20 protein-coding genes are annotated in these 23,133 nt (G+C 74.5%); 14 read left to right on the plus strand and 6 right to left on the minus strand.

Going from position 1 to position 23,133, the window contains the following annotated elements:
* Positions 1 to 203 precede the first annotated feature (203 nt).
* From ACZ597_RS30185 to ACZ597_RS30220, 8 genes are all read left to right on the plus strand, one after another.
* On the plus strand, positions 204 to 2,360 hold the full coding sequence (locus tag ACZ597_RS30185; protein WP_471336696.1) for a right-handed parallel beta-helix repeat-containing protein: 2,157 nt from the start codon (positions 204 to 206) through the stop codon (positions 2,358 to 2,360).
* Between the two features lie 175 nt (positions 2,361 to 2,535).
* Positions 2,536 to 3,429, plus strand: a complete 894-nt coding sequence (locus ACZ597_RS30190; protein ID WP_471336865.1) for a cupredoxin domain-containing protein — start codon at positions 2,536 to 2,538, stop codon at positions 3,427 to 3,429.
* A 95-nt stretch (positions 3,430 to 3,524) separates the two neighbouring features.
* Positions 3,525 to 4,829, plus strand: coding sequence for a hypothetical protein (locus ACZ597_RS30195; protein ID WP_471336868.1), 1,305 nt, complete (start codon positions 3,525 to 3,527; stop codon positions 4,827 to 4,829).
* 46 nt (positions 4,830 to 4,875) lie between these two features.
* On the plus strand, positions 4,876 to 5,496 hold the full coding sequence (locus ACZ597_RS30200; protein ID WP_471336699.1) for a TetR/AcrR family transcriptional regulator: 621 nt from the start codon (positions 4,876 to 4,878) through the stop codon (positions 5,494 to 5,496).
* Between the two features lie 129 nt (positions 5,497 to 5,625).
* Positions 5,626 to 7,932: a molybdopterin-dependent oxidoreductase gene (locus ACZ597_RS30205; RefSeq protein WP_471336702.1), complete on the plus strand. Its 2,307-nt coding sequence runs from the start codon at positions 5,626 to 5,628 to the stop codon at positions 7,930 to 7,932.
* A gap of 73 nt (positions 7,933 to 8,005) precedes the next feature.
* Positions 8,006 to 9,463 carry a CitMHS family transporter gene (locus ACZ597_RS30210; RefSeq protein WP_471336705.1) on the plus strand — a complete coding sequence of 486 codons (1,458 nt, stop codon included), beginning with the start codon at positions 8,006 to 8,008 and terminating at the stop codon, positions 9,461 to 9,463.
* A gap of 100 nt (positions 9,464 to 9,563) precedes the next feature.
* Entirely contained in the window at positions 9,564 to 10,976 is a 1,413-nt protein-coding gene (locus tag ACZ597_RS30215) for an aldehyde dehydrogenase family protein (RefSeq protein WP_471336708.1), read from the plus strand.
* A gap of 77 nt (positions 10,977 to 11,053) precedes the next feature.
* Positions 11,054 to 12,133, plus strand: a complete 1,080-nt coding sequence (locus ACZ597_RS30220) for a Zn-dependent alcohol dehydrogenase (RefSeq protein ID WP_471336871.1) — start codon at positions 11,054 to 11,056, stop codon at positions 12,131 to 12,133.
* A gap of 31 nt (positions 12,134 to 12,164) precedes the next feature.
* Here ACZ597_RS30220 and ACZ597_RS30225 read toward each other — a convergent pair whose 3' ends face one another.
* On the minus strand, positions 12,165 to 12,815 hold the full coding sequence (locus tag ACZ597_RS30225; protein ID WP_471336711.1) for a TetR/AcrR family transcriptional regulator: 651 nt from the start codon (positions 12,813 to 12,815) through the stop codon (positions 12,165 to 12,167).
* A gap of 88 nt (positions 12,816 to 12,903) precedes the next feature.
* On the opposite strand from ACZ597_RS30225, the gene ACZ597_RS30230 reads away from it, so the two are divergent.
* The 3 genes from ACZ597_RS30230 to ACZ597_RS30240 all read left to right on the plus strand — a co-directional run bounded on the left by ACZ597_RS30230 (position 12,904) and on the right by ACZ597_RS30240 (position 15,200).
* Positions 12,904 to 14,058, plus strand: a complete 1,155-nt coding sequence (locus ACZ597_RS30230; RefSeq protein ID WP_471336714.1) for an acyl-CoA dehydrogenase family protein — start codon at positions 12,904 to 12,906, stop codon at positions 14,056 to 14,058.
* Between the two features lie 85 nt (positions 14,059 to 14,143).
* Positions 14,144 to 14,431, plus strand: coding sequence for a YiaA/YiaB family inner membrane protein (locus ACZ597_RS30235; protein ID WP_405981429.1), 288 nt, complete (start codon positions 14,144 to 14,146; stop codon positions 14,429 to 14,431).
* Between the two features lie 124 nt (positions 14,432 to 14,555).
* Positions 14,556 to 15,200 carry a TetR/AcrR family transcriptional regulator gene (locus ACZ597_RS30240; RefSeq protein WP_471336718.1) on the plus strand — a complete coding sequence of 215 codons (645 nt, stop codon included), beginning with the start codon at positions 14,556 to 14,558 and terminating at the stop codon, positions 15,198 to 15,200.
* Here the strand turns inward: ACZ597_RS30240 and ACZ597_RS30245 are convergent.
* A complete protein-coding gene (locus tag ACZ597_RS30245) occupies positions 15,191 to 15,652 on the minus strand; it encodes a MaoC family dehydratase (RefSeq protein WP_471336720.1) in 462 nt (153 codons plus the stop codon). The two genes, ACZ597_RS30240 and ACZ597_RS30245, sit on opposite strands and share 10 nt — an antisense overlap.
* Before the next feature lie 120 nt (positions 15,653 to 15,772).
* Here ACZ597_RS30245 and soxR point away from each other — a divergent pair, with 120 nt between their 5' ends.
* Positions 15,773 to 16,222, plus strand: coding sequence for a redox-sensitive transcriptional activator SoxR (soxR, locus tag ACZ597_RS30250; RefSeq protein ID WP_471336723.1), 450 nt, complete (start codon positions 15,773 to 15,775; stop codon positions 16,220 to 16,222).
* Here the strand turns inward: soxR and ACZ597_RS30255 are convergent.
* The 4 genes from ACZ597_RS30255 to ACZ597_RS30270 all read right to left on the minus strand — a co-directional run bounded on the left by ACZ597_RS30255 (position 16,197) and on the right by ACZ597_RS30270 (position 20,389).
* Positions 16,197 to 16,970 (minus strand): 3-keto-5-aminohexanoate cleavage protein, encoded by a 774-nt coding sequence (locus ACZ597_RS30255; protein WP_471336726.1) that lies wholly within the window; start codon positions 16,968 to 16,970, stop codon positions 16,197 to 16,199. The two genes, soxR and ACZ597_RS30255, sit on opposite strands and share 26 nt — an antisense overlap.
* On the minus strand, positions 16,967 to 17,563 hold the full coding sequence (locus ACZ597_RS30260) for a hypothetical protein (RefSeq protein ID WP_471336729.1): 597 nt from the start codon (positions 17,561 to 17,563) through the stop codon (positions 16,967 to 16,969). Before ACZ597_RS30260 ends, ACZ597_RS30255 begins: the two co-directional genes overlap by 4 nt.
* Positions 17,564 to 17,713: 150 nt before the next feature.
* The gene (locus tag ACZ597_RS30265; protein ID WP_471336732.1) at positions 17,714 to 19,015 is read right to left on the minus strand and encodes an alpha/beta fold hydrolase; all 1,302 of its coding nucleotides are present in this window, start codon (positions 19,013 to 19,015) and stop codon (positions 17,714 to 17,716) included.
* Between the two features lie 126 nt (positions 19,016 to 19,141).
* Entirely contained in the window at positions 19,142 to 20,389 is a 1,248-nt protein-coding gene (locus ACZ597_RS30270) for an exo-beta-N-acetylmuramidase NamZ family protein (protein WP_471336735.1), read from the minus strand.
* 101 nt (positions 20,390 to 20,490) lie between these two features.
* On the opposite strand from ACZ597_RS30270, the gene ACZ597_RS30275 reads away from it, so the two are divergent.
* Both ACZ597_RS30275 and ACZ597_RS30280 read left to right on the plus strand, forming a co-directional pair.
* Complete coding sequence (locus tag ACZ597_RS30275) at positions 20,491 to 21,270, plus strand: SDR family NAD(P)-dependent oxidoreductase (protein ID WP_471336738.1); 780 nt, start codon at positions 20,491 to 20,493, stop codon at positions 21,268 to 21,270.
* On the plus strand, positions 21,267 to 23,102 hold the full coding sequence (locus ACZ597_RS30280) for an AMP-binding protein (RefSeq protein ID WP_471336741.1): 1,836 nt from the start codon (positions 21,267 to 21,269) through the stop codon (positions 23,100 to 23,102). The genes ACZ597_RS30275 and ACZ597_RS30280 overlap by 4 nt, the downstream gene beginning before the upstream one ends.
* Positions 23,103 to 23,133 lie beyond the last annotated feature (31 nt).

Raw genomic sequence — 23,133 nt, forward strand, 5'->3', positions numbered from 1 at the left:
TCCCGGCCCCTCCCCGTCAACGCCGTCTTGCGGCCACCGTCCGAAATCCCCCGCCGGGCGGCCGGGCGGGTCGGGGGCCGACGGGCACTGGCGCGCGGGCCGGGGTCTGGCGGGGGCGGGCGGTCGCAACGATCCGGTCAACGCGCCGCGGGAATCCGCGCGAGGGGATCCCAAAAGATGAACATTGCTCTACTCTCTCGCGCATGTCGTGGACCCGCAGGTTCCCTGCCGTGCCGGCGGCGCTCCTCGCCGCCCTCCTCGCCCTCCTGTCCCTCCTCGCCGCAGCGCCCGCCGCCCGCGCGCACGAGGAGCGCCCCGTCGCCCTTCCCGACGGCACCGGATCCGTCCCCGTCCACCGGGCGGCGGCCGAGCCCGACCTGCTGGTCTGCAAGACCGACCGGCCCGCCTTCGAACGCCGAGTGGCCGGCTTCCCGCAGGAGCTCCGCCGGCGCAACCTCGACCTCTACGAGCGCTGCGAGAAGAGCGGCTACCGCCACCTCCAGCAGGCCGTGGACGCCGTCGACCGGCCGGGGATGAACATCGCGATCCTGCCCGGCCTCTACGAGGAGGAGCCCTCCCTGCCCGCGCCGGCGGGGGAGTGCGCGAACCTCAAGGCCCCCAACTCCTCGCTGGGCTACCAGATCCTGTCCTACGAGCAGCAGGAGAAGTGCCGCCACAACCAGAACCTCGTGGCCATCCTCGGCAAGACGAACCTGCAGATCGAGGGCACCGGCGCCGCCCGCACGGACGTCGTCATCGACGCCAAGTACCAGAAGCTGAACGCCATCCGCGCCGACCGGTCCAACGGGATCTACTTCCGGAACTTCACCGCGCAGCGCACCACCTTCAACTCCCTGTACGTGCTCGCCGGCGACGGCTTCGTCATCGACGACGTCCTGACCCGCTGGAACGACGAGTACGGCTTCCTGACCTTCGCCAGCGACCACGGGCTCTACAAGAACTGCGAGTCCTACGGCAACGGGGACTCCGGGATCTACCCCGGGAGCGCCTCCGACATCAACGACGGCCGCGGCTACGACGTGCCCCGCTACTCCATCGAGATCACCGGCTGCCGCAGCCACCACAACATGGTCGGCTACTCCGGCACCGCCGGGGACTCCGTATGGGTCCACGACAACGAGTTCGACCAGAACATGGGCGGCGCCTCGATGGACAGCGCCTTCCCCGGACACCCCGGACTCCCGCAGAACCACGCCCGCTTCGAACGCAACCTGATCCACGACAACAACGCCGACTACTACCACTACGTCGCCGACGGCACCTGCGCCAAACCGCCCGTCGAACGCGGCTACGAGCAGGGGGTGGTCTGCCCCCAGATCTCCATGCCGCCCGGCACCGGCATCATCACCGCCGGGGGCAACTGGAACCTCTACGAGGACAACTGGGTGTACGGGCACCGGCGCGCGGGCTTCTTCCTCAGCGCCGTCCCGGCCTTCATCCGGGGCGAGGAGCGGTGGTCCAAGCAGACCGACACCTCCCACCACAACCGGTACGCGGGCAACGTGCTCGGCAAGGACAGGTCCGGGGCCTCCCGGCCCAACGGCACCGACGTGTGGTGGGACGGCCAGGGCAGGGGGAACTGCTGGCAGGACGGCCCCGACGGCTCCACCCCCGGCACGCTCCCGCAGTGCGGGAAGGAGCGCGGACAGGTCAGCGGCTCCTCGGCCCGGCTGGTGGGCGAACCGGTGAAGCTGACCCAGCTGATGGTCTGCGCCGACTACAGCGTCCAGGCCCGCAAGCTCCCGGCGGGCTGCGACTGGTACGGCGCCCGGGGCCTGGAGCGGGTGGAGACGCAGATCGCGGTGGCCGTGGCAGCGGTGCTGCTGCTGGTCGGCGGCACGCTGTGGTGGCGGCGCCTGCGCGGCTCCCGGCTGGGCACGGTGGCATCGCTGACCGGCCTGGCCGGGCTCGCCCTCGACGTGGCCGGCTCCACGACGCCCCTGGTGGACACCCCCGTCCCGGCCCTGGCCCTGCTCCTGCTCGGCCTGTGGTGGACCGGGGCCGGCCTGGCGCTGCGCCCCGAACGCCCCTGGCTGGCGCGCCTCACCCTGCTCCTGGGCGCCCTGACCCTGCTGGACGCCTTCGACAAGGCCGTGCTGATGATCCCGTGGATCCCGCTCAGCCCCGCCTGGGTACGGGCCCTGGCCGCGGTGGTGTGGGTGCTGTGGGCGGTCGTCGCGTCGGCCCGCCCGGGCCCGGCCGCCCCCGCCCGCCCCGCCGGCCCGGGCGACGACCCCGCCGGCGACCGCACCCCCGTCCCGGCGGGCCCGGCCCCGGCCCTGAGCGCCACCGCCGACACCCCGGCCCCCGCCCCCCACCCCGACGGCGGCCCCGCCTGACCCCCGGCCCCACCCGCCACCACGGCGGGGGCCCGCCACCACGGCCCCCGCCCCACGGCGCCGCCGCACGCCCGGCCCCGCCGGGGCTCCACCACCCCCGCCCGGCCACGGCGGCCCGCCCCACGACCGGAGGCCCGAAGTGAACGTGCCCGCAGAGACCCGCATCCGGTGCGACGTGTGCCGGACACCCGCCCCCCGGACCCGCCCGCACCGGCGCCCCGCCCGCACGGCGGCGCTGGTGACCCTGCTCCTGCTGCTCGCGGGCGGTGCGGCGACGGGCTGCGGCGGCCGGGCCACCACCCACCACAAACCCGGCACCACCCACGAACAGGCCTCGGGCAGCGCGGGCACCCTCCTCGAAGCCCAGGACGGCGGCGGCCACCGCCTGCGCGAGGTCCCGGCCCAGGGGGCGCCCGAGGTGAAGCTCACCGCCCGCCCCGACTCCGAGGACGGCTGGAACCTCCAACTGGCGGTGGCCAACTTCCGCTTCACCCCCGACAGCGTCGGAGGCGCCGCGCTGACCGGCGCCGGCCACGCCCACCTGGAACTCGACGGCCGCAAGCTGGCCCGCGTCTACGGCCCCTGGTTCCACCTGCCCTCGGCGCAGGTGCCCGAGGGCGCGCACACCCTGACCGTCCGCCTGTACGCCGACGACCACACGGCCTGGGCCGTGGCCGGCAAGCCGGTCGAGGCGGCGGCCGCGCTGACCGCGGGCCCCCCGGGCCAGGGAACCCACAGCCACCCCGCGCCCACCCCGACCGGCTCCCCGGCAGCGCCCACGCCACAGGACGCCCCAGCCCCACCGGTCGACCGGACCGTCACCCTCACCGTCCGGGACGGAAAGGTGGTGCCCGCCACCGGCCGTACCGAACTGAAACGGGGCGAGCGCCTCGCCCTGCGCGTCACCAGCGACCGCGCCGACACCCTGCACGTCCACGGCTACGACAAGGAACTCGCCCTGCCCGCGGGCCAGGAGGCCACCCTGGTCCTGACGGCCGACCGCACGGGCCTCTTCGAGGTCGAGACCCACGAATCCCGCCTCGTCCTGACCCAGCTCCTCGTCCGATGACCCCGACGCTCCCCGCACCCCCGACGCTCACCGTGCCCCCGACGGCCCCGGCGGCCTTCACGGCGCCGCAGCCGGGCCCCGGGCCGGGCCAGGGCGTGGTCCTTCACCCGGCCGACCCGTCAACCTTGCTCGCACACGGGATCGGCTCCCAGCACGACCTGCCGATCTCCCCCTTCTACGCCTTCGCCGGCGCCTTCACGGCGCTCTTCGTCTCCTTCCTCGCACTCGGCCTCCTCTGGTCCGTCTCCCGCTTCCGCGGCGACCGCTCCGGCCTCGCCCTGCCCGCCGGGATCCAGCGGGTGGCCGACGCGCCGGCCACCCGCACCGCCCTGCGCGGACTGGGCCTGGCCGCAGCCCTCGCCGTGCTCCTCCACCTCCTCCTCGGTCCCGACGACCCCGACCGCAACCCAGCTCCCGGCGCCGTCTACGTCCTGCTGTGGGTCGGGATCGTGCCCGCCTCCCTTCTCCTCGGCCCCGTCTGGCGCCTCCTCAACCCGCTGCGCACCCTGCACCGCCTGCTCGCCCGGGTCCGCCGCCACCCGCCCGGGGCCGGCCGGCCCCTGCCGCCCCGGGTCGGCCAATGGCCGGCCGCAGCCGGGCTGTTCGGCTTCACCTGGCTCGAACTCGTCGCTCCCGATCCCGCATCGACCACCACCCTCCTGTCTGCCCTCACCGCCTACGCCGCCGCCCACCTGCTGCTCGCCGCCCGCTTCGGCGAGAGCTGGTTCGCCGAAGCCGACGCCTTCGAGGTCTACTCCGGCCTCCTCGCCAGGCTCTCCCCCCTCGGCCGCCGCAGCGACGGCCGCCTGGTCCTGCGCAACCCCTTCCACGGACTCGACGCGACGCCCGAGCGGCCCGGACTCGTCGCCACCGTCTGCGTCCTGCTCGGCTCCACCGCCTACGACGGCTACTCCGACAGCCCCGCCTGGATCAACACCCTTCAGACCTCCCCCCTCGGCCGCACCCCCACGGCCACGCTCGGACTGCTCGCCTCCGTCGCCCTCGTCGCCACCCTGTACTGCCTGTGCGCCGCGGCCACCCGCCTCGTCAGCGGCCCGCACCCCCGACCGCTGACCGCCTTCGCGCACTCACTCGTGCCGATCGCCCTCGGCTATCTCACCGCCCATTACTTCTCCCTCCTCGTCACCGAAGGACCACGCACAGTAAGCATGGCACTCGGCACTGACAACGCCCCCGATCCCAGTCCCCCCTTGGGCCAGGGCGGTCTCGCCGCCCTCCAGGTGATCGCCGTCGTCGCCGGCCACGTACTCGGTGTGATCGCCGCCCACGACCGCTCCGTACGCCTCTTCCCGCCGGCGAAGGCGGTGGCCGGCCAGCTGCCCCTGTTCGCCCTGATGATCACGTACACGATCGGCGGGCTGACGCTCCTCCTGAACTGAGGACCGAGGCCCCGTACCGCTGGACCCGCGAGCCAGGAGCGGCATGATGGACCCCGTGCCTCCCGCCCACCCCCTGCGCAGGACCCCGGTCCAGCAGCGCAGCGCCGACCGTCTCGCCCGGATCCTCGACGCCTGCGCGGAACTCCTCGACGAGACCGGCTACGAGAACCTCAGCACCCGCGCCGTCGCCCTGCGCGCCGGCGTGCCCATCGGCTCGGTCTACCGCTTCTTCGGGAACAAGCGGGCCATGGCCGTCGCCCTGGCCCAGCGCAACCTGGAACAGTACGCCGAGGGCATCGAGCGGCGGCTCGCGCTGCTGCCGGCCGCGCACTGGCGGCCCGTCGTGGACGCCGTGCTGGACGAGTACCTGGCCATGAAGCGCAGCGTCCCCGGCTTCGCCCTCGTGGACTTCGGAGTCCCCGCCCCGCCCGCCGACGGGCCCGCCTCCGACCCCAACCACCTGGTCGCCACACGCCTGACCGGGATCCTGTGCGCCCACCTCGAACTCGCCCCCCGCCCCGAACTGTCCCGCGCCGTCCTGGTGGCCGTCGAGGCGACCGACGCGCTGGTCCAGCTGGCCTTCCGGGCCGACCCCGCCGGCGACCCCGGCATCGTCGCCGAGACCCGGGCGATGATGCACGCCTATCTGGCCCGCGTCCTGGACTGACCCCGCGGGGGCCCGGTCCCTCCCGGACCCGACGGGCCGCCGCAGACCCCTCCCCACCGTGCCTACCGGTCGGTATGCTCGGGGCGCCCGCCGCGCCCGCGCCGCGGCCCGCCGCCCCCAGGAGGGCCCATGCCCCGCACCGCCCCGCGAATCTGCCCCCTCTGCGAAGCCACCTGCGGCCTCACCCTCACCATCGACGGCACCACCGTCACCGGCGCCCGGGGCGACCGCGACGACGTGTTCAGCCGCGGCTTCATCTGCCCCAAGGGGGCCGCCTTCGGCGCCCTCGACGCCGACCCCGACCGGCTGCGCACCCCCCTCGTCCGCCGCGACGGGCAACTCCGGGAGGCCACCTGGGAGGAGGCCTACGACGCCATCGCCGCCGCCGTCCCCGCCCTCGTCCGGGAACACGGCGCCCAGTCCGTCGGCATCGTGCTCGGCAACCCCAACGTCCACACCATGGCCGGAGCCCTCTACCCGCCGCTCCTCGTCAACACCCTCGGCACCCGCAACCTCTTCACCGCCAGCACCCTCGACCAGATGCCCAAGCACGTCTCCAGCGGGCTCCTGTTCGGCGACCCCTTCGCCATCCCCGTGCCCGACCTCGACCGCACCGACTTCCTCCTCCTGATCGGCGCCAACCCGGTCGAGTCCAACGGCTCCCTGTGCACCGCCCCCGACTTCCCCGGCAGACTCAAGGCCCTCAGGGCCCGGGGCGGCACGCTCGTCGTCGTCGACCCGCGGCGCACGCGCACCGCCAGGCTCGCCGACGAGCACCTCGCGCCGCGCCCCGGCAGCGACGCCCTGCTGCTGGCCGCCCTCGCCCACACCCTGCTCGCGGAGAAGCTCGCCGACCCCGGGGCGCTCACGGAACACACCGAAGGACTCCGGGAACTCTCCGACGCCCTCGGGAGTTTCACTCCTGAGGCGGTCGCCCCCGCCTGCGACCTGCCGGCCGACCGGATCCGCGCCCTCGCCCGGGAGCTGGCGGCCGCGCCGACCGCCGCCGTCTACGGACGGATCGGCAGCTGCACCGTCGAGCACGGCACGCTCGCCAGCTGGCTGGTGGACGTACTGAACATCCTCACCGGCAACCTCGACCGGCCGGGCGGAGCCCTCTTCCCGCTTCCGGCGACCGGCCCGCGGCCCCGGCCCGCCGGGCCCGGCAGGGGGTTCGCCCTCGGCCGCTGGCGCAGCCGGGTCAGCGGGCACCCCGAGGTCAAGAGCGAACTGCCCACCGCGGCCATGGCCGAGGAGATCGAGACCCCGGGAGAGGGACGCATCCGCGCCCTGATCGCCATCGCGGCGAACCCCGTGCTGTCCGCCCCCGACGGACGGCGGCTCGATGCGGCACTCGCCGGGCTCGACTTCATGGTCAGCGTCGACCCGTACCTCAACGAGACCTCGCGCCACGCCCACGTCGTCCTGCCCCCGCCGCCGCCCTCGCAGAGCGCGCACCACGACTTCGCGTTCAACGGGTTCGCCATCCGCAACCAGGTCCGCTACACCCGCCCCGCCGTCCCCCTCGAAGCGGACCGGCTCGACGAGTGCGAGATCCACGCACGGCTCGTCCTGGCCGTCTCGGGCATGCACGGCTCCGCCCAGCCGTCCGCCGTCGACGACATGGCGATCCAGGGCGCCCTCGCCAAGGAGACCGCCGACCGCCGCTCCCCGCTCCACGGAGCGGACCCGGCCGCCCTGGCCGCGCTCCTCACCGGCGAGTCCGGTCCGGAGCGCAGGCTCGACCTGATGCTGCGGCTCGGCCCGTACGGAGACCTGTTCGGCGCCGGCGGCCGCCCGGACGCGACCGCCGCAGGGGACGCGGGCGCCGACGACGGTACGCGGACCCGTGCGGGCGCGCCCGGGGAGACGGCCGGGCTCAGCCTGGAGCGGCTCCTCGCCCACCCGCACGGAATCGACCTGGGCCCGCTGCGGCCCCGGCTCCCGGGCCTGCTCCGCACGAGCAGCGGCAGGATCGAGCTGCTCCCGGAGCCGATCGCGGCCGAGCTCCCCGGGCTGCGCGCGGCGCTCGCCGCCCGCCCCGCCGCCCTGGTGCTCGTGGGCCGCCGCCACCTGCGCTCGAACAACAGCTGGTTGCACAACGTCCCGGCCCTCACCGGGGGTTCCAACCGGTGCATCCTCCAGGTCCATCCCGTCGACGCCGGCCGGCTCGGCCTCACCGACGGGGGCCGGGCGCGGATCACCGCCGACGGGGGCAGCCTGGAGGCGCCGGTGGAGGTCACCGACGCCGTCCGCGCCGGTGTCGTCAGCCTCCCGCACGGCTGGGGCCACGACCGGGCCGGCACGCGGCTCGCGGTGGCCGGTGCCGAACCGGGGGTCAACGTGAACCAGCTGCTCGACGGCACCCGGCTCGACCCGCTGTCGGGCACGGCGGTGCTCAACGGCTTCCCCGTCACCCTGACACCCCTGCCCTGAGCTGGGGTTTTGCTCGTATTGCTCACACGTGGACGTCTTGTTGGCGCAAGGAGGCGGCACCTACCTTCCCTGCATGCTGACCTTCCTCGGCTTCGCCATGATCGCGACCTTCCTGGTCCTGATCATGCTGAAGAAAATGTCGCCCATCGCGGCGCTCGTCCTCATCCCCGCGCTCTTCTGCGTGTTCGCCGGAAAGGGCGCGCACCTGGGGGACTACGTCATCGACGGCGTCGGCAAGCTCGCACCGACCGCCGCCATGCTGATGTTCGCCATCGTCTACTTCGGCGTGATGATCGACGTCGGCCTGTTCGACCCGATCGTCCGGGGCATCCTGCGCTTCTGCAAGGCGGACCCCATGCGGGTGGTGGTCGGCACGGCCGTCCTCGCCGCGATCGTCTCGCTCGACGGGGACGGATCGACCACCTTCATGATCACGGTTTCGGCCATGTACCCGCTGTACAAGCGGCTCGGGCTGAGCCTGGTGGTCATGACCGGTGTCGCCGCGACCGCCAACGGCGTGATGAACACCCTGCCCTGGGGCGGCCCCACGGCCCGCGCGGCCACGGCCCTGAAGCTCGACGCGGCGGACATCTTCGTCCCGATGATCCCGGCCCTCGCGGTCGGCCTGCTGTTCGTCTTCGTCCTGGCCTACGCCCTCGGCGTCAGGGAGCGCCGCCGGGTCGGAACCCTGCTGCTGCCGGGCACGGAGACCGCCGAGGAGCCCCTGGTGGCGGCCGGCGCCGGGGAGGCCGCCGCTGCCGCCCGCACCTCCGGCTCCGTTCCCGCCCCGGGCGCGGCAGCCCCGGACTCGGAGTCCGGCCCGGGGGCGGCCGCCGCCGAGGTCGCCGAGGCCGCCGGAGCCGCTGCCGCGCCGGCCGACGGCGACGGGTTCCAGGGGCTGGATCCCCGGCGCGCGACGCTGCGTCCCCGCCTCTACTGGTTCAACGCGGGCCTCACCGCCGCCCTGCTCACCGCGATGATCATGGAGCTGCTGCCCATCCCGGTGCTCTTCCTGCTCGGCGCGGCCCTCGCCCTCACCGTGAACTTCCCCCACATGCCCGACCAGAAGGCCCGGATCGCCGCCCACGCGGACAACGTCCTCAACGTCGCCGGCATGGTCTTCGCCGCCGCCGTCTTCACCGGCGTCCTCACCGGTACCGGCATGGTCAAGCACATGGCCGACTGGCTCGTCGGGGCCATCCCCGAAGGGATGGGCCCGCACATGGCCCTGGTCACCGGCCTGCTCAGCCTCCCCCTCACCTACTTCATGTCGAACGACGGCTTCTACTTCGGCGTCCTGCCGGTACTGGCCGAGGCGGGCGCCGCGCACGGGGTCTCCCCGCTGGAGATCGCCCGCGCCTCCCTGGTCGGACAGGCCCTGCACATGTCAAGCCCGCTGGTTCCGGCCGTCTACGTCCTCGTCGGCATGGCCAAGGTCGAGTTCGGCGACCACACGCGGTTCACCGTGAAATGGGCGGCCCTCACCTCCCTCGTGGTCCTGGGGGCAGGGATGGTTTTCGGCATCATCTGACCGTCGGGGCCCCTGGCGGACCGAAAACTACCGACGCTAGTTTGTAGGGTGTGTCGACGAGGTCAGGTCCACGCGCTCGTAGGTGCTCGGGAGGAATGCCATGAAGGCCCACGACGGGATGTACATCGGCGGGGAATGGCGGCCCGCCGCCGGAACCGGCCGGATCGAGGTGGTCAACCCGGCCGACGAGCAGGTCATCGGCGCCGTTCCGGCCGGGACGGCCGAGGACGTGGACGCGGCGGTACGCGCGGCCCGCGCGGCCTTCCCCGGCTGGGCGGCCACCGCCCCGTCCGAGCGGGCCGCGCTGATCGGCGCCCTGCGCGACGCGCTCGTGGCCCGCAAGGGCGAGTTCACCGAGACCATCACCGCCGAGCTCGGCTCCCCGCTCGGCTTCGCGGAGCTCGTGCACGTCGGGGCCCCCGTCGCGGTGGCCTCCTCGTACGCGGAACTCGCCGCCTCCTACGCCTTCGAGGAGAGGGTCGGGAACTCCACCGTCTTCATGGAGCCGGTCGGCGTGGTCGGGGCCATCACGCCCTGGAACTATCCCCTGCACCAGGTCGTTGCAAAGGTGGCACCCGCTCTCGCCGCCGGCTGCACCGTCGTCCTCAAGCCGGCCGAGGACACCCCGCTGACCGCACAGCTCTTCGCCGAAGCCGTGCACGAGGCGGGCATCCCGGCCGGAGTCTTCAACCTGGTGACCGGCACCGGCCCGGTCGCCGGCCAGGCGCTGGCCGAGCACGAGGGAGTCGACCTCGTCTCCTTCACCGGCTCGACCGCCGTCGGCAAGAAGATCGGCGCCATCGCCGGTGCCGCCGTCAAGCGCGTCGCCCTCGAACTGGGCGGCAAATCGGCGAACGTCATCCTGCCCGGGGCCGATCTGGCCAAGGCCGTCGCGGCGGGCGTCGGGCACGTCATGAACAACACCGGCCAGAGCTGCAACGCGCTCACCCGGATGCTCGTCCACCGGGACCAGCACGAGGAGGCCGTCGCCCTCGCGGCCGCCGCCGTCGCCGCGTACCCCTCGGGCGACCCCCGCGACCGGGCCACCCGCCTCGGGCCGGTCGTCAACGCCACCCAGCGCGACCGCGTGCGCTCGTACATCCACAAGGGCGTCGCGGAGGGCGCGCGCCTCGTCGCGGGCGGCCTCGACGCGCCCCACGAGCGCGGGTACTTCATCGCGCCGACCGTCTTCGCCGACGTCACCTCCGACATGACCATCGCCCAGGAGGAGATCTTCGGCCCCGTGCTGGCGATCCTCCCCTACGAGGACCACGACGACGCCCTGCGCATCGCCAACGGCACCGTCTACGGGCTGGGCGGCGCGGTGTGGGCGGCGGACGAGGAGACGGCCGTGGCGTTCGCCCGCCGGATGGACACCGGCCAGGTGGACATCAACGGCGGCCGGTTCAACGTGCTCGCGCCCTTCGGCGGCTGCAAGCAGTCGGGCGTCGGCCGAGAACTGGGCGCGCACGGCCTGGGGGAGTACCTCCAGACCAAGTCCCTGCAGTTCTGACCCCCGGGACTCCCGCAGTCCCGGAAGCCCCGCAGTCCCGAAACCCCCGCAGTTTTGAAGACATGGAGACGACGACCATGGTCCGCGCCGCCATCCTGCCCGCCGTCGGAGCCCCGCTGGAGATACGGGACATCGTGCTGCCCGCTCCCGGACCCGGGCAGGTCCGGGTGCGGCTGGCCGCGGCCGGGGTCTGCCACTCCGACCTCTCCCTCACCGACGGCACCATGCGGGTGCCCGTCCCCGCCGTCCTCGGCCACGAGGGCGCGGGGACGGTCCTCGCTGTCGGCGAGGGGGTTACCCACGTCTCCCCGGGCGACGGGGTGGTGCTCAACTGGGCGCCGTCCTGCGGGGAGTGCCACCACTGCCGGATCGGCGAGGTCTGGCTCTGCTCCGAGGCCCTGGCCGGTGTCGGCGCGGTCTACGCCCATGACGCCGAGGGCAACGAGCTGCACCCCGGGCTCAACGTCGCCGCGTTCGCCGAGGAGACCGTCGTCGCGGCGAACTGCGTGCTGCCCGCGCCCGCCGGGATCCCGCTCCCCGAGGCCGCCCTCCTCGGCTGCGCCGTCCTGACCGGCTACGGCGCCGTGCACCACAGCGCCCAGGTCCGCCCGGGCGAGTCGGTCGCGGTGTTCGGTGTCGGCGGGGTCGGCCTCGCGGCCCTCCAGGCCGCCCGGATCGCCGGCGCCGGGCCGGTCGTGGCCGTCGACGTCTCCCCGGCCAAGGAGGAACTGGCCCGCGCCGCCGGGGCCACCGACTTCGTCCTCGCCTCCGACACCACCGCCAAGCAGATCCGCGGCCTCACCGGCGGGCAGGGCGCCGACGTGGCCGTGGAGTGCGTGGGCCGCGCCGGGACCATCCGTACGGCCTGGGAGTCCACCCGCAGGGGCGGGCGCACCACGGTCGTCGGCATCGGCGGCAAGGACCAGCAGGTGGCCTTCCACGCGCTGGAGATCTTCCACTTCGCCCGCACCCTCAGCGGCTGCGTGTACGGCAGCAGCGACCCCGCCCGCGACCTCCCGGTGATCGCCGAACACGTCCGGGCCGGCCGCCTCGACCTGGGCTCCATGGTCACCGACCGCATCACCCTGGACGGCATCCCGGCCGCGTTCGACGCGATGGTCGCGGGCAAGGGCGGCCGCTCGCTGGTGGTCTTCTAGCACGGAGGGCGGGGGGCGCGCGGGCCCCGGCCTACACCCCCGGCGCGCCCGCCCGCAGGGCCTCGTACTGGAGGGTCAGGCCGTCCAGGAGAGCCGTCAGGCCCGTGTCGAAGGCACCCTCGTCCACCTCCCGCCGGCGTTCCGCCAGCAGGTGGGCCTGGCCCAGGTGCGGGTAGTCCGCCGGGTCGTACGCCGTCTCGTCGTCCACGAAGCCCCCGGCGAACGAGGCCACCGCCGAGCCCAGGATGAAGTACCGCATCAGGGCGCCGATCCGGGTCGCCTGGGCCGGGGGCCACCCCGCCGCCGTCATGGCGCCGAACACCGCGTCCGCCAGCCGCAGCCCCGCCGGGCGCCGGCCCGGCCCGCGGGCCAGGACGGGCACGATGTTCGGGTGGTCCGCCAGGGCCTCGCGGTACGAGTGCGCCCAGTCGTACAGGGCGCCCCGCCAGTCCTTGCCGCCGTCGAACATCGACAGGTCGACCTTCGCGCTCACCGCGTCCGCGACCGCCTCCAGGATCGCGTCCTTGGTCCGGAAGTGGTTGTAGAGCGAGGGCCCGCTGACCCCGAGGGCAGCGGCCAGCCGCCGCGTCGAGACCGCTTCCAGCCCTTCCTCGTCCACGAGCGCGCCCGCCGCCTCGACGATGCGGTCTCTGCTGAGGAGGGGCTTGCGCGGTCTGGCCATGCGCCACATAGTAGGCCCTGCCCCGCCATAAACTACCGCCGCTAGTTTAAGAGCCCGAGAGCGGCCGGACCACGCCCCGGAGGGCCCCGTGAACCTGGAGCTGAGCGAGGAGCAGGAGGCCGTGCGCCGCCTCGCCCGCGCCTTCACCGACCGCGAGATCGCCCCGTACGCCGCCGAGTGGGACCGCGCCGAGAGCGTGGACCGCTCCATCGTGAAGAAGCTCGGAGACCTCGGCTTCCTCGGCCTCACCGTCCCCGAGGGGTACGGGGGCTCGGGCGGCGACCACCTCTCCTACGTCCTCGTCACCGAGGAGCTCGGCCGCGGGGACTCGGCCGTGCGCGGCATCGTCTCCGTCTCCCTCGGGCTGGTCGCCAAGACCGTCGCCGCCTGGGGCAGCGAGGAGCAGAAGCGGGCCTGGCTGCCCCGGCTGTGCTCCGGCGAGGCGCTCGGCTGCTTCGGCCTGACCGAGCCCGGCACCGGCTCCGACGCCGCCGCCCTCACCACCCGCGCCGTGCGCGAGGGGGACGCGTACGTCATCAGCGGCAGCAAGATGTTCATCACCAACGGCACCTGGGCCGACCTCGTCCTCCTCTTCGCCCGGACCGACCCCGCGACCCCCGGCCACCGGGGGATCTCCGCCTTCCTCGTCCCCGCCGACAGCCCCGGCCTGACCCGCCGGGAGGTCCACGGCAAGCTCGGCCTGCGCGGCCAGGCCACCGCCGAACTCACCCTCGACGGCGTCCGCGTCCCCGCCTCCGCGATGCTCGGCCCCGAGGGCAAGGGCTTCTCCGTGGCGATGTCGGCCCTGGCCAAGGGGCGGATGTCGGTGGCCGCGGGCTGTGTCGGCATCGCCCAGGCGGCGCTGGACGCGGCGGTCTCGTACGCCGCCCGGCGCGAGCAGTTCGGCAAGCCGATCGCCCAACACCAGCTGGTCCAGGAGCTGATCGCCGACATCTCGGTCGACGTGGACGCGGCCCGGCTGCTGACCTGGCGGGTCGCCGACCTGATCGACCGCGGGCGGCCCTTCGCCACCGAGTCCTCCACCGCCAAGCTCTTCGCCTCCGAGGCCGCGGTGCGCGCGGCGAGCAACGCCCTCCAGGTGCACGGCGGCTACGGCTACGTCGACGAGTACCCGGCCGGGAAGCTGCTGCGTGACGCCCGCGTCATGACCCTCTACGAAGGCACCAGTCAGATCCAGAAGCTGCTCATCGGCCGCGCCCGCACCGGGGTCTCCGCCTTCTGACCCCGCCGAGGGCGGGCGACGGCTGAGTACCCGTCTGAGTACGCGCGCGGATGTGGTCCGCGTCGCGGCGCCGGATGCTGGGGCCATGAACGAGACACCGGTCAAGCAGCAGAACACGGGGGCGTACTACGGCCAGGCCGTCGCCTCCTTCGGCATCGCCCTGGCCGCCGTGGCCGTGGGGATCTACAACATGGACGTCGACGGCTGGGTCCGGGCCTTCCTCGGGATCGCCGTCCTCTACCTGACCACCTCCGCGTTCACCCTGGCCAAGGTGGTCCGAGACCGGCAGGAGGCGACGCAGATCGTCAGCCGTGTCGACCAGGCGCGGATGGAGAAGATGATGGCGGAGTACGACCCCTTCTCGCCGAAGTAGCCCCCGCTGCCGCTGCCGCTGCCGGTCCGGTCCGGTCCGGTCCGGGCCGAAAGGCGGGCCTAAGCGCTTGCTCACCCTCCGGTAAGCTGGTGTCTTCCTACAGGACGAAGAGGGTGGGCGAGCGATGGACAGCGCGGCGGAGACGACCGGCGGCTACCAGCCGTGGTCGGAGGTCACCCCCGACGCCGCGCGGCGGCTGCTCGTGGCGGCCGTCGACGCCTTCGCGGAGCGCGGGTACCACGCGACCACCACCCGCGACATCGCCGGCCGTGCCGGCATGAGCCCGGCCGCGCTCTACATCCACTACAAGACCAAGGAAGAGCTGCTCCACCGGATCAGCCGGATAGGCCACGACAAGGCGCTGGAGATCCTGGAGACCGCCGCCTCCGGGCCGGGGACCGCCGCCGACCGGCTGGACGCGGCCGTGCGGTCCTTCGTGCGCTGGCACGCCGCGCACCACACCACCGCCCGCGTGGTGCAGTACGAGCTCGACGCGCTCGCCCCGGAGCACCGCTCCGAGATCGTCGCCCTGCGCCGGCTGAGCGACGCCGCCGTGCGCCGGATCCTCGCCGAGGGCGTGCGGGCCGGGGAGTTCGACGTCCCCGACGTCCCGGGCACCACCCTCGCCGTGCTGTCGCTGTGCATCGACGTGGCCCGCTGGTTCAGCACCGCCGGACAGCGCACGCCCGACGAGGTCGGCGGGCTCTACGCCGACCTCGTGCTCCGGATGGTGGGCGCGCGCCCGGCCGCCGGGGCGGCTCAGAAGTAGTAGCGGGACACCGACTCCGCGACGCACACCGGCTTCTCGCCGCCCTCGCGCTCCACGGTCACCGTCGCCGCGACCTGCACGCCGCCGCCCGCCTCGGTGACCGCGGTGATCACGGCGGTGGCGCGCAGCCGCGAGCTGACCGGGACCGGGGCGGGGAAGCGCACCTTGTCCGTGCCGTAGTTGATGCCCATCCGCATGCCCTCGACCCGCATGACCTGCGGCACCAGGCTCGGCAGCAGAGACAGCGTCAGGTAGCCGTGCGCGATGGTGGAGCCGAAGGGCCCGGTGGCGGCGCGCTCCGGGTCCACGTGGATCCACTGGTGGTCACCGGTCGCGTCCGCGAAGAGGTCGATCCGCTTCTGGTCCACCTCCAGCCACCCGCTGGGGCCGAGCGGCTCGCCGATGCCGGCTCGCAGCTCCTCGGCGGATGTGAAGATCCTCGGTTCGGCCATGCCCTGCCCCTGTCTTCCGCTGTCCACTGCCGTTTCCGGCCCCTCAGTCGAATAAGCGCTTGCTCAGCATGCTGGGGTCCTGGTGCGTCTGTCAACGGACGTCCGACTAGGCTCGGTCGTGTGCCGCAGATTCCCGAGAAAGTCCACGAACTCACCGTCGGCCAGCTGTCCGCGCGCAGCGGCGCGGCGGTCTCCGCCCTGCACTTCTACGAGGCCAAGGGGCTGATCAGCAGCCGCCGCACCTCCGGCAACCAGCGCCGCTACAACCGCGAGGTGCTGCGCCGCGTCGCCTTCGTGCGGGCCGCCCAGCGCGTGGGCATCCCTCTCGCCAGCATCCGCGAGGCGCTGGCCCAGCTGCCGGAGGAACGCACCCCCACGCGCGAGGACTGGGCGCGGCTGTCCGAGAGCTGGCGCACCGTACTGGATGAGCGGATCAAGCAACTCAGCCGCCTGCGCGACCACTTGGACGACTGCATCGGCTGCGGCTGCCTCTCGCTGAAGAACTGCGCGCTGTCCAACCCGGACGACGCCTTCGGCGAGCGGCTCACCGGCTCCCGGCTGTCCCAGTAGCCGCGGCCCCCCTCAACTCCACGGCGGCCGAAACCAGTTCGGCATTCGAGCGCGCCGCCCGCCCGTCCGGAAGGTGCAGCACCTGCGCCACGCCGATCCGCGCGCCCGCACCGCAGCGCGCGGCCAGCCGCAGCACCGGCCAGGCGGCGGCCTCCCGCCCGTACAGCACCACCGGCACCGGGGGCAGCCAGCGCAGCCCCGCGACCAGCGCCGGGTCGGCCGCCGCCAGCTCCGCCACCAGCCGGACCCGCGCCGGCTCCGGCGGGGCCCACTCCAGGAACCGGGCCAGCGGCTCCGGCCCGGCCCCGCCGCCCAGCGGGACCACCGCGTCCACCGCCACCCCGCGCTCCAGCAGGGCCCGCGCCAGCTCCCGCGCCCCCGGCTCCGCGAACGGCACCGCAGCCCGCTCCGGCAGCACCGTCCAGGACCGCACCCGCTCCAGCCGCCCCGCCGGATCCGGCTCGGCCGCGACACCCGCCGGAACCGTCAGAGGTACGCGGACCCCCGCGCCGCGCAACTCCTCCAGCAGGGGCCCCACCACCCGGGGCGAGAGGCTCTCCCGCCCGCACGGGGTCCGCGGGTGCACCAGCACCTCGCCGGCCCCGGCGGCCACCGCCTCCAGCGCAGACCGGGCCAGATCCCCCGGGGACAGCGGCACCGCCGCCCCGTCCGCCGCGCCCCGCGAGCCGTTCAGCCCGACCTGGAGCACTGCCGCACCCGCCCGGCCGGCACCGCCCGCCCCGCTCACGCCGCGCCCGCCGCCTGGTGCCCCACCACCGCCTCCGTCAGTGCCGGCCGGGGCACCACGATCCCGCAGCCCCCGCACAGCGGCCCGTCCCACGCCCACGCCCCGGCCCACGCCGACGGTCCCGACAGCGCGGCCGGCCAGCGCAGCTCCTCCTCACCGCAGACCGGGCACGCCGTCCCCGGCTCCGACTCCAGGGCGGCGACCAGCCGCCGCAGCACCTCGCCCAGCGTCCCCTCCGGCCGCACACCCGGGTCGGCGCACCGCACCACGGCGTCCCCGCTGCCGCCCCAGGCCCACTCCGGCCGCCTCACCCCGTCGTGCTTCTCGCGTCTGCGCCGCTCCGCGAACTGCCGCTCGTACTCCAGCCAGACCGCCCGCGCCTCCTCCAGCTCCTCCAGCGCCGCGACCAGCCGCAGCGGGTCCGCGCCCCGGTCCTCGGGAGCGATCCCGTGCCGGTCGCACAGGTGCCACCACGTCGCCCGGTGCCCGTAGGGCGCGAACCGCTCCAGGCAGCGGCGCAGCGAATGGCGCCGCAGGGCCCGGTCGTTGCGCGCGTCGCGCACCTGGTAGGCCAGACTCCGAAAACCTGCCACCGTACCTTCACCTCCGCCGTGCCATGCCCACACCAGTGACCGCGTCACTCCGTCGAACGAAGCAACCCCCCGCGACGTGCCCAACATGCCCGGCAGGATGTGGGCGCATGCGGGGGCGGTCGAGGCGTACGGGTGGCACATGGCCGGAACTCAGCGCCCCATGCGCCCCGCCCCGACCACGATCCGGGCCAGTTCCTCGTGGCAGATGTCGCTGTGCGCCCCCGACGGGGCACCGCCCCGGCGCACCACGGAGCCCGCGTCCACACTGACGCAACCGGCCTCCGGCAGCCCGCTCCGCAGGGCCTCCTCCAGGCTCAGCCGGGGCGCGCCGGGCACGGCCTGCACCCCGTCGTGCCCGACCGCGCCCCACCGCTCGTCGAAACCGAGCAGACCGGCCGAATCACCCGCCATCCGGGAGGCCAGCGGGTAGAACACGCGCAGCGCCGAGTCATGGGCGGAATGGCAGGCCACCACCGGTCCGTCCACCCTGCGCTGGAGCCCGCCCAGGGCCCCGCCGCGCCGCCGGTCGTGGGGGAGGCGCTCGCTGAACGCGTAGTGGGAGAAGGCCCCCTGGAGCAGCGTCAGCGACTTCACGTGCCGCGCCCCGTCCGCCACGGCCCGCAGGGAGAAGGACACCACCCGGGCGCCGAAGCTGTGGCCGACGAGGTGGACGCGCAGGGCCGGCCGGCGTCCCGCGAGGTCGGCGAGGACCGGGCCGAGCCCGTGCTCGCCGACCAACCCGGCCCGCTTCTTCATCTCGTAGTACGTGGCCTGGCGCAGCAGCTCCTTGGCCCCGCCCCACAGGGCGCGCGCCCCGTCGCCGGCCGCGAGCGCGGGAACGCCGTCCTCCGCGGCCCCCGCCCGGGCCAGGGCCTCCGTCAGGGCCCGGCACACCTCGACGGTGTCCCGTACGAAGACGGCCGGCGCCTCCGGACCGGCGGCCGGGTCGTCCGCCGGGTCGGCGTGCACGAGCCGGCGGACCAGCACCCCGAACTCGGTGATCGCCGCGGGCTGTTCCGGCTGCTCCGCGAGCAGCGCGGCGACCCGGTCCAGCTCCGCCTCCCGTCCCGGCCAGAACACCCCGAGCGCCGCCCGCGCGGCATCGTCCAGGGCCGGCCCGGATACCGTCCCCGGCAGGGCGCCGTGCGGGTCGAAGTCCGGGATCGGTTCGTCCGGGAAGCGGATGGAGGGCCACACAACCCCCACGTACCCCAGCCGCACCCCCGGCCCCACCAGCCCCGGGAAAGGGGCGAAGAAGCGGTCGAAGAGCCGGGCCGAGGTGGACCGGTCGCTGTTCCAGCCGTGGGCGAAGACCAGCAGGTCCGTCGCCTCGATCCGGGCCACCGCCGCCCGCGTGGCCGGATCCACGTCGCCCTGGGCGTCGAAGGTCAGCTCCTGGTACGGCCCCACCCCGATCCCGGCCGCCGCCGTCACACCGCCGCTGTCCACCATGGCCTCCCCCTCCCCGTCCGACGCCTCCGGTGCTCGCAGCATCCCGCCGCGAGGCCGCGTGGGCCAGACCCGTGACGGCACCCTTCCGCGTGAACCGTCCGGCCGGGGGAGGGGTCCGGCCGGGTCTCAGGGGTAGAGCAGGTACCCCGTCCGCACCGCCGAGAACCGGGCCAGCCCGGCGGCCCAGGCGTCCGCGATCTCGTCCACCCCCGCGCCCGCGTCCACCATCTTCCGCACCCGGTCCGTCCCGGTCAGCCGGTCGATCCAGTGGTCCGCCCGCCACCCGAACCCGGTCCACACCCGCCGCGCCGTCACCAGCAGTCCGATCCCCGCCCGCACCGGATCGAAGGCCTCCCGGTCGTGCACGACCAGCCGGACGCCGCCGCAGACCTTGCCGGCGTGCTTGGAGAAGGCCGGGGTGAACCAGGTCTCCCGGAACCACACCCCGGGAAGCCCCAGCCCGTTCGCCGCCTCCGCCCACCGCCGGTCGACCCCCTCCGCGCCGACCACCTCGAAGGGAGTGGTCGTGCCCCGGCCCTCGGACAGGTTGGTCCCTTCGAAGAGGCAGGTCCCCGCGTACGCGAGCGCCGTGTCCGGGGTCGGCATGTTCGGGCTCGGCGGCAGCCACGGCAGGCCGGTCTCCCCGAAGAAGGAACCCCGCCGCCACCCCGACATCGGCACCACCCGCAGCCGGGGGCCGGCGCCCTTCAGGAACTCGCCGTCGAACAGCAGGGCCAGCTCGGCCGCCGTCATCCCGTGCGCCAGTGCGATCGGCTCCCGGCCCACGAAGCTCGCGTACGCCCGCTCCAGCACCGGCCCGGACGCCCGCCGCCCGCCCACCGGGTTGGGCCGGTCCAGCACCACCACCGCCTTGCCGGCGAGCGCGGCCGCCCGCATGCAGTCGTACAGGGTCCAGATGTAGGTGTAGAAGCGTGCCCCGACGTCCTGGATGTCGAAGACGACGGTGTCGATCCCCGCCGCCGTGAACACGTCCGCGAGCGGCTGCCCGCTCTTGCCGTACGTGTCGTACACCGGCAGTCCGGTCGCCGGATCGCGCCCGGCCGCCTCGGACCCGCCCGCCTGGGCCGTCCCGCGGAAGCCGTGCTCCGGCCCGAACACCGCGACCAGGTCCACCCGTTCGTCGGCGTGCAGTACGTCGACCAGGTGGCGGGCGTCGGCGGTGATCCCGGTGGGGTTGGTGACCACCCCGACCCGCTGTCCGGCGAGTTCCGCGTACCCGTCGGCGGCGAGCCGCTCGAAGCCGGTGCGCACCCGCTCGGCGGCGGCCGCCGGCCCCGCCCCCGCGCCCCCCACGGCCCCTGCGGCCCCCACGGCCCCCGCCAGTCCCAGCACCCCGCGTCGCGACAGCGTCATCCCGCCACGCTAGAACCCGCACCCCTTCCACCGTCACATACCGACCGGTTAGTCTGCCGGGATCCGGCCGACCCGGCCGACAGTGACGAAAGGTGACCCCCGTGAGCGCGAGCGCGTACCAGGACCAGCGAGTCGTCGTCACCGGCGCGGGCGGCGGCATCGGCGCGGCCCTCGCCCACCGCTTCGCCGCCGAAGGGGCCACCGTCGTCGTCAACGACCTCGACGCCGCCAAGGCCGCCTCCGTGGCCGACGCCATCGGCGCGACCGGCGCCCGGGCGATCGCCGTCCCCGGAGACGCCTCCGCGGTCGTCGGGGAGGCGCGCGAGGCCCTCGGCGGCACGGTCGACGTGTACTGCGCCAACGCCGGACTCGCCTCGGGCGGAGACGCCTTCGCGGACGAGGCCGTCTGGGAGGCCGCCTGGGACACCAACGTCATGGCGCACGTGCGCGCCGCGCGGGCCCTGCTGCCCGACTGGCTGGAGCGCGGCAGCGGCCGCTTCGTGTCCACGGTCTCCGCCGCCGGGCTGCTGACCATGATCGGAGCGGCCCCGTACAGTGTCACCAAGCACGGTGCCCTCGCCTTCGCGGAATGGCTGTCGCTGACCTACCGCCACCGGGGCGTCCGGGTCCACGCCATCTGCCCGCAGGGGGTACGCACCGACATGCTGACCGCCTCCGGTTCGGCGGGGGAGCTGGTCCTGGCGCCGACCGCGATCGAGCCGGAAACGGTCGCCGAAGCGCTGTTCGACGGCATGGAGAAGGGCCGGTTCTTGATCCTCCCGCACCCCGAGGTGGCGGACTTCCACGCCGCCCGCGCGACCGACCCCGACCGGTGGCTGCACTCCATGAACCGCCTCCAGCAGAAGTGGGAGGGCTCGTGACGTCCCCCTCCGGGTCCCCGTACGCCGCCCGCCCGTGGCTGGGCCGGCTGAGCCCCGCCCAGCTGGCGCCCGTGGCGCCGCCGGCGAGCGTGCTGGACGCCTTCCGGGCCGCCGTGGCCCGGGCGCCGGAGCGTGCCGCGCTGGCCTACTTCGACGGGCGGATCGGGTACGCCGAGGCCGACGCCCTCTCGGACTCGCTGGCCGGCCACCTCGCCGGCCGGGGGGTCGGGCGGGGCGACCGGGTGGCGGTCATGCTGCAGAACACCCCGCACTTCGTGCTTGCGGTGCTGGCCGCGTGGAAGGCCGGGGCGGTGGTCGTGCCGGTCAACCCGATGTACAAGGCCGGAGAAGCCGGGCACGTCCTGCGGGACTCCGGGGCGGTCGCCCTGGTGTGCGAGGGGGCTGCCTGGGAGGGGTACCTGCGGGAGGCGGTCCGGGGGACCGGGATCCGGACGGTGCTGACCGCCCGTGACCGGGACTTCCAGACCCGGAACGACCCCCGGGTCTTTCCCGGGGCCGGGTCGGCCGCCGGGGGTTCCCGCTGCGCGGAGCCGTCCCCTGCCGACCCTTCCTCCTCTCCCGGACCCGGTCCGGCGGGACCCCCGGCCGCGGACGCCGGCGCGTCTCCACAGGGCCGGGGACAGGGGCCCCGCCCCCGGACCCCCGCGCCCCAGCCGCCGGCAGGGCCGGGTGCGGCTCGGGCGCCGGTCCCCGCAGACCTGCTCGACGTGGCCCGCCAGGGCCACCCCGCGCCGGGCGATCCCGGCCTCCGCGCCGCCGACACCGCCCTCATCAGCTACACCTCCGGCACCTCCGGCACCCCCAAGGGCGCCATGAACCCGCACGGGGCGATCACCTACAACGCCACCCGGCAGGTCACCGGCCACCCCCTCCCCGAGGGCGCCGGGTACTTCGCGCTCGCCCCGCTCTTCCACATCACCGGCCTGGTCTGCGAGCTGGCCGCCTGCTTCGTCAACGCGGGCACCCTTGTCCTCGCGCACCGCTTCCACCCCGGGGCCGTACTCGACGCCTTCCTCGAACACCGCCCCGCCTACACCATCGGCCCCGCCACCGCGTTCACGGCCCTGGCCGCGCACCCCGACGCCACCCGGGACCACTTCGCCTCCTTCCAGGTGGTCTCCTCCGGCGGCGCACCGCTCCCGCCCGCGCTCGTCGAACGCCTCCGCGCCTCCTTCGGGTTCTACCTGCGCAACGGCTACGGCCTCACCGAGTGCACCGCCCCCTGCGCCTCGGTCCCCGCGCACCTGGAGGCACCCGTCGACCCCGCCACCGGCACCCTCTCCGTCGGGGTACCGGGCGCGCAGACCCTCGTACGGATCCTCGACGGGCACGGCGCCGAGGTCCCGCTCGGGGAGACCGGGGAGATAGCCGTGCGCGGACCGCAGGTCGTCCCCGGCTACTGGGGGCTGCCCGGGGCCACCGCCGAGGCCTTCCCCGACGGCGAACTGCGCACCGGGGACGTCGGTTTCATGGACCCCGACGGCTGGCTCTACGTGGTCGACCGCAAGAAGGACGTGATCAACGCCTCCGGGTTCAAGGTCTGGCCCCGGGAGGTGGAGGACGTGCTCTACACCCACCCCGCCGTACGGGAGGCGGCCGTGGTCGGCGTGCCGGACGCCTACCGGGGCGAGAGCGTCAAGGCGTACGTCAGCCTGCGCCCGGGCGCCTCGGCCGGGCCGGCCGAACTCGCCGCGTACTGCGCGGAGCGCCTGGCCGCGTACAAGTACCCGCGCCAGGTGGAGATCCTGCCTGTTCTTCCGCAGACCACCAGTGGCAAGATCCTGCGACGAGAATTGCGCGACCGCGGCTGAAAACAGTCGGAGGATCAGGAGAGGAAGGCGA

The sequence above is a fragment of the Streptomyces sp. NPDC040718 genome (assembly GCF_055593565.1).

Bases quoted from the DNA above. Each gene is read 5' to 3' on its own strand.
- ACZ597_RS30220 (WP_471336871.1), top strand. From the start codon at position 11,054: ATGGTCCGCGCCGCCATCCTGCCCGCCGTCGGAGCCCCGCTGGAGATA.
- ACZ597_RS30270 (WP_471336735.1), bottom strand. From the start codon at position 20,389: ATGACGCTGTCGCGACGCGGGGTGCTGGGACTGGCGGGGGCCGTGGGG.
- ACZ597_RS30240 (WP_471336718.1), top strand. From the start codon at position 14,556: ATGGACAGCGCGGCGGAGACGACCGGCGGCTACCAGCCGTGGTCGGAG.
- ACZ597_RS30215 (WP_471336708.1), top strand. From the start codon at position 9,564: ATGAAGGCCCACGACGGGATGTACATCGGCGGGGAATGGCGGCCCGCC.
- ACZ597_RS30210 (WP_471336705.1), top strand. From the start codon at position 8,006: ATGCTGACCTTCCTCGGCTTCGCCATGATCGCGACCTTCCTGGTCCTG.
- ACZ597_RS30225 (WP_471336711.1), bottom strand. From the start codon at position 12,815: ATGGCCAGACCGCGCAAGCCCCTCCTCAGCAGAGACCGCATCGTCGAG.
- ACZ597_RS30200 (WP_471336699.1), top strand. From the start codon at position 4,876: ATGGACCCCGTGCCTCCCGCCCACCCCCTGCGCAGGACCCCGGTCCAG.
- ACZ597_RS30235 (WP_405981429.1), top strand. From the start codon at position 14,144: ATGAACGAGACACCGGTCAAGCAGCAGAACACGGGGGCGTACTACGGC.
- ACZ597_RS30265 (WP_471336732.1), bottom strand. From the start codon at position 19,015: ATGGTGGACAGCGGCGGTGTGACGGCGGCGGCCGGGATCGGGGTGGGG.
- ACZ597_RS30245 (WP_471336720.1), bottom strand. From the start codon at position 15,652: ATGGCCGAACCGAGGATCTTCACATCCGCCGAGGAGCTGCGAGCCGGC.
- ACZ597_RS30205 (WP_471336702.1), top strand. From the start codon at position 5,626: ATGCCCCGCACCGCCCCGCGAATCTGCCCCCTCTGCGAAGCCACCTGC.
- ACZ597_RS30185 (WP_471336696.1), top strand. From the start codon at position 204: ATGTCGTGGACCCGCAGGTTCCCTGCCGTGCCGGCGGCGCTCCTCGCC.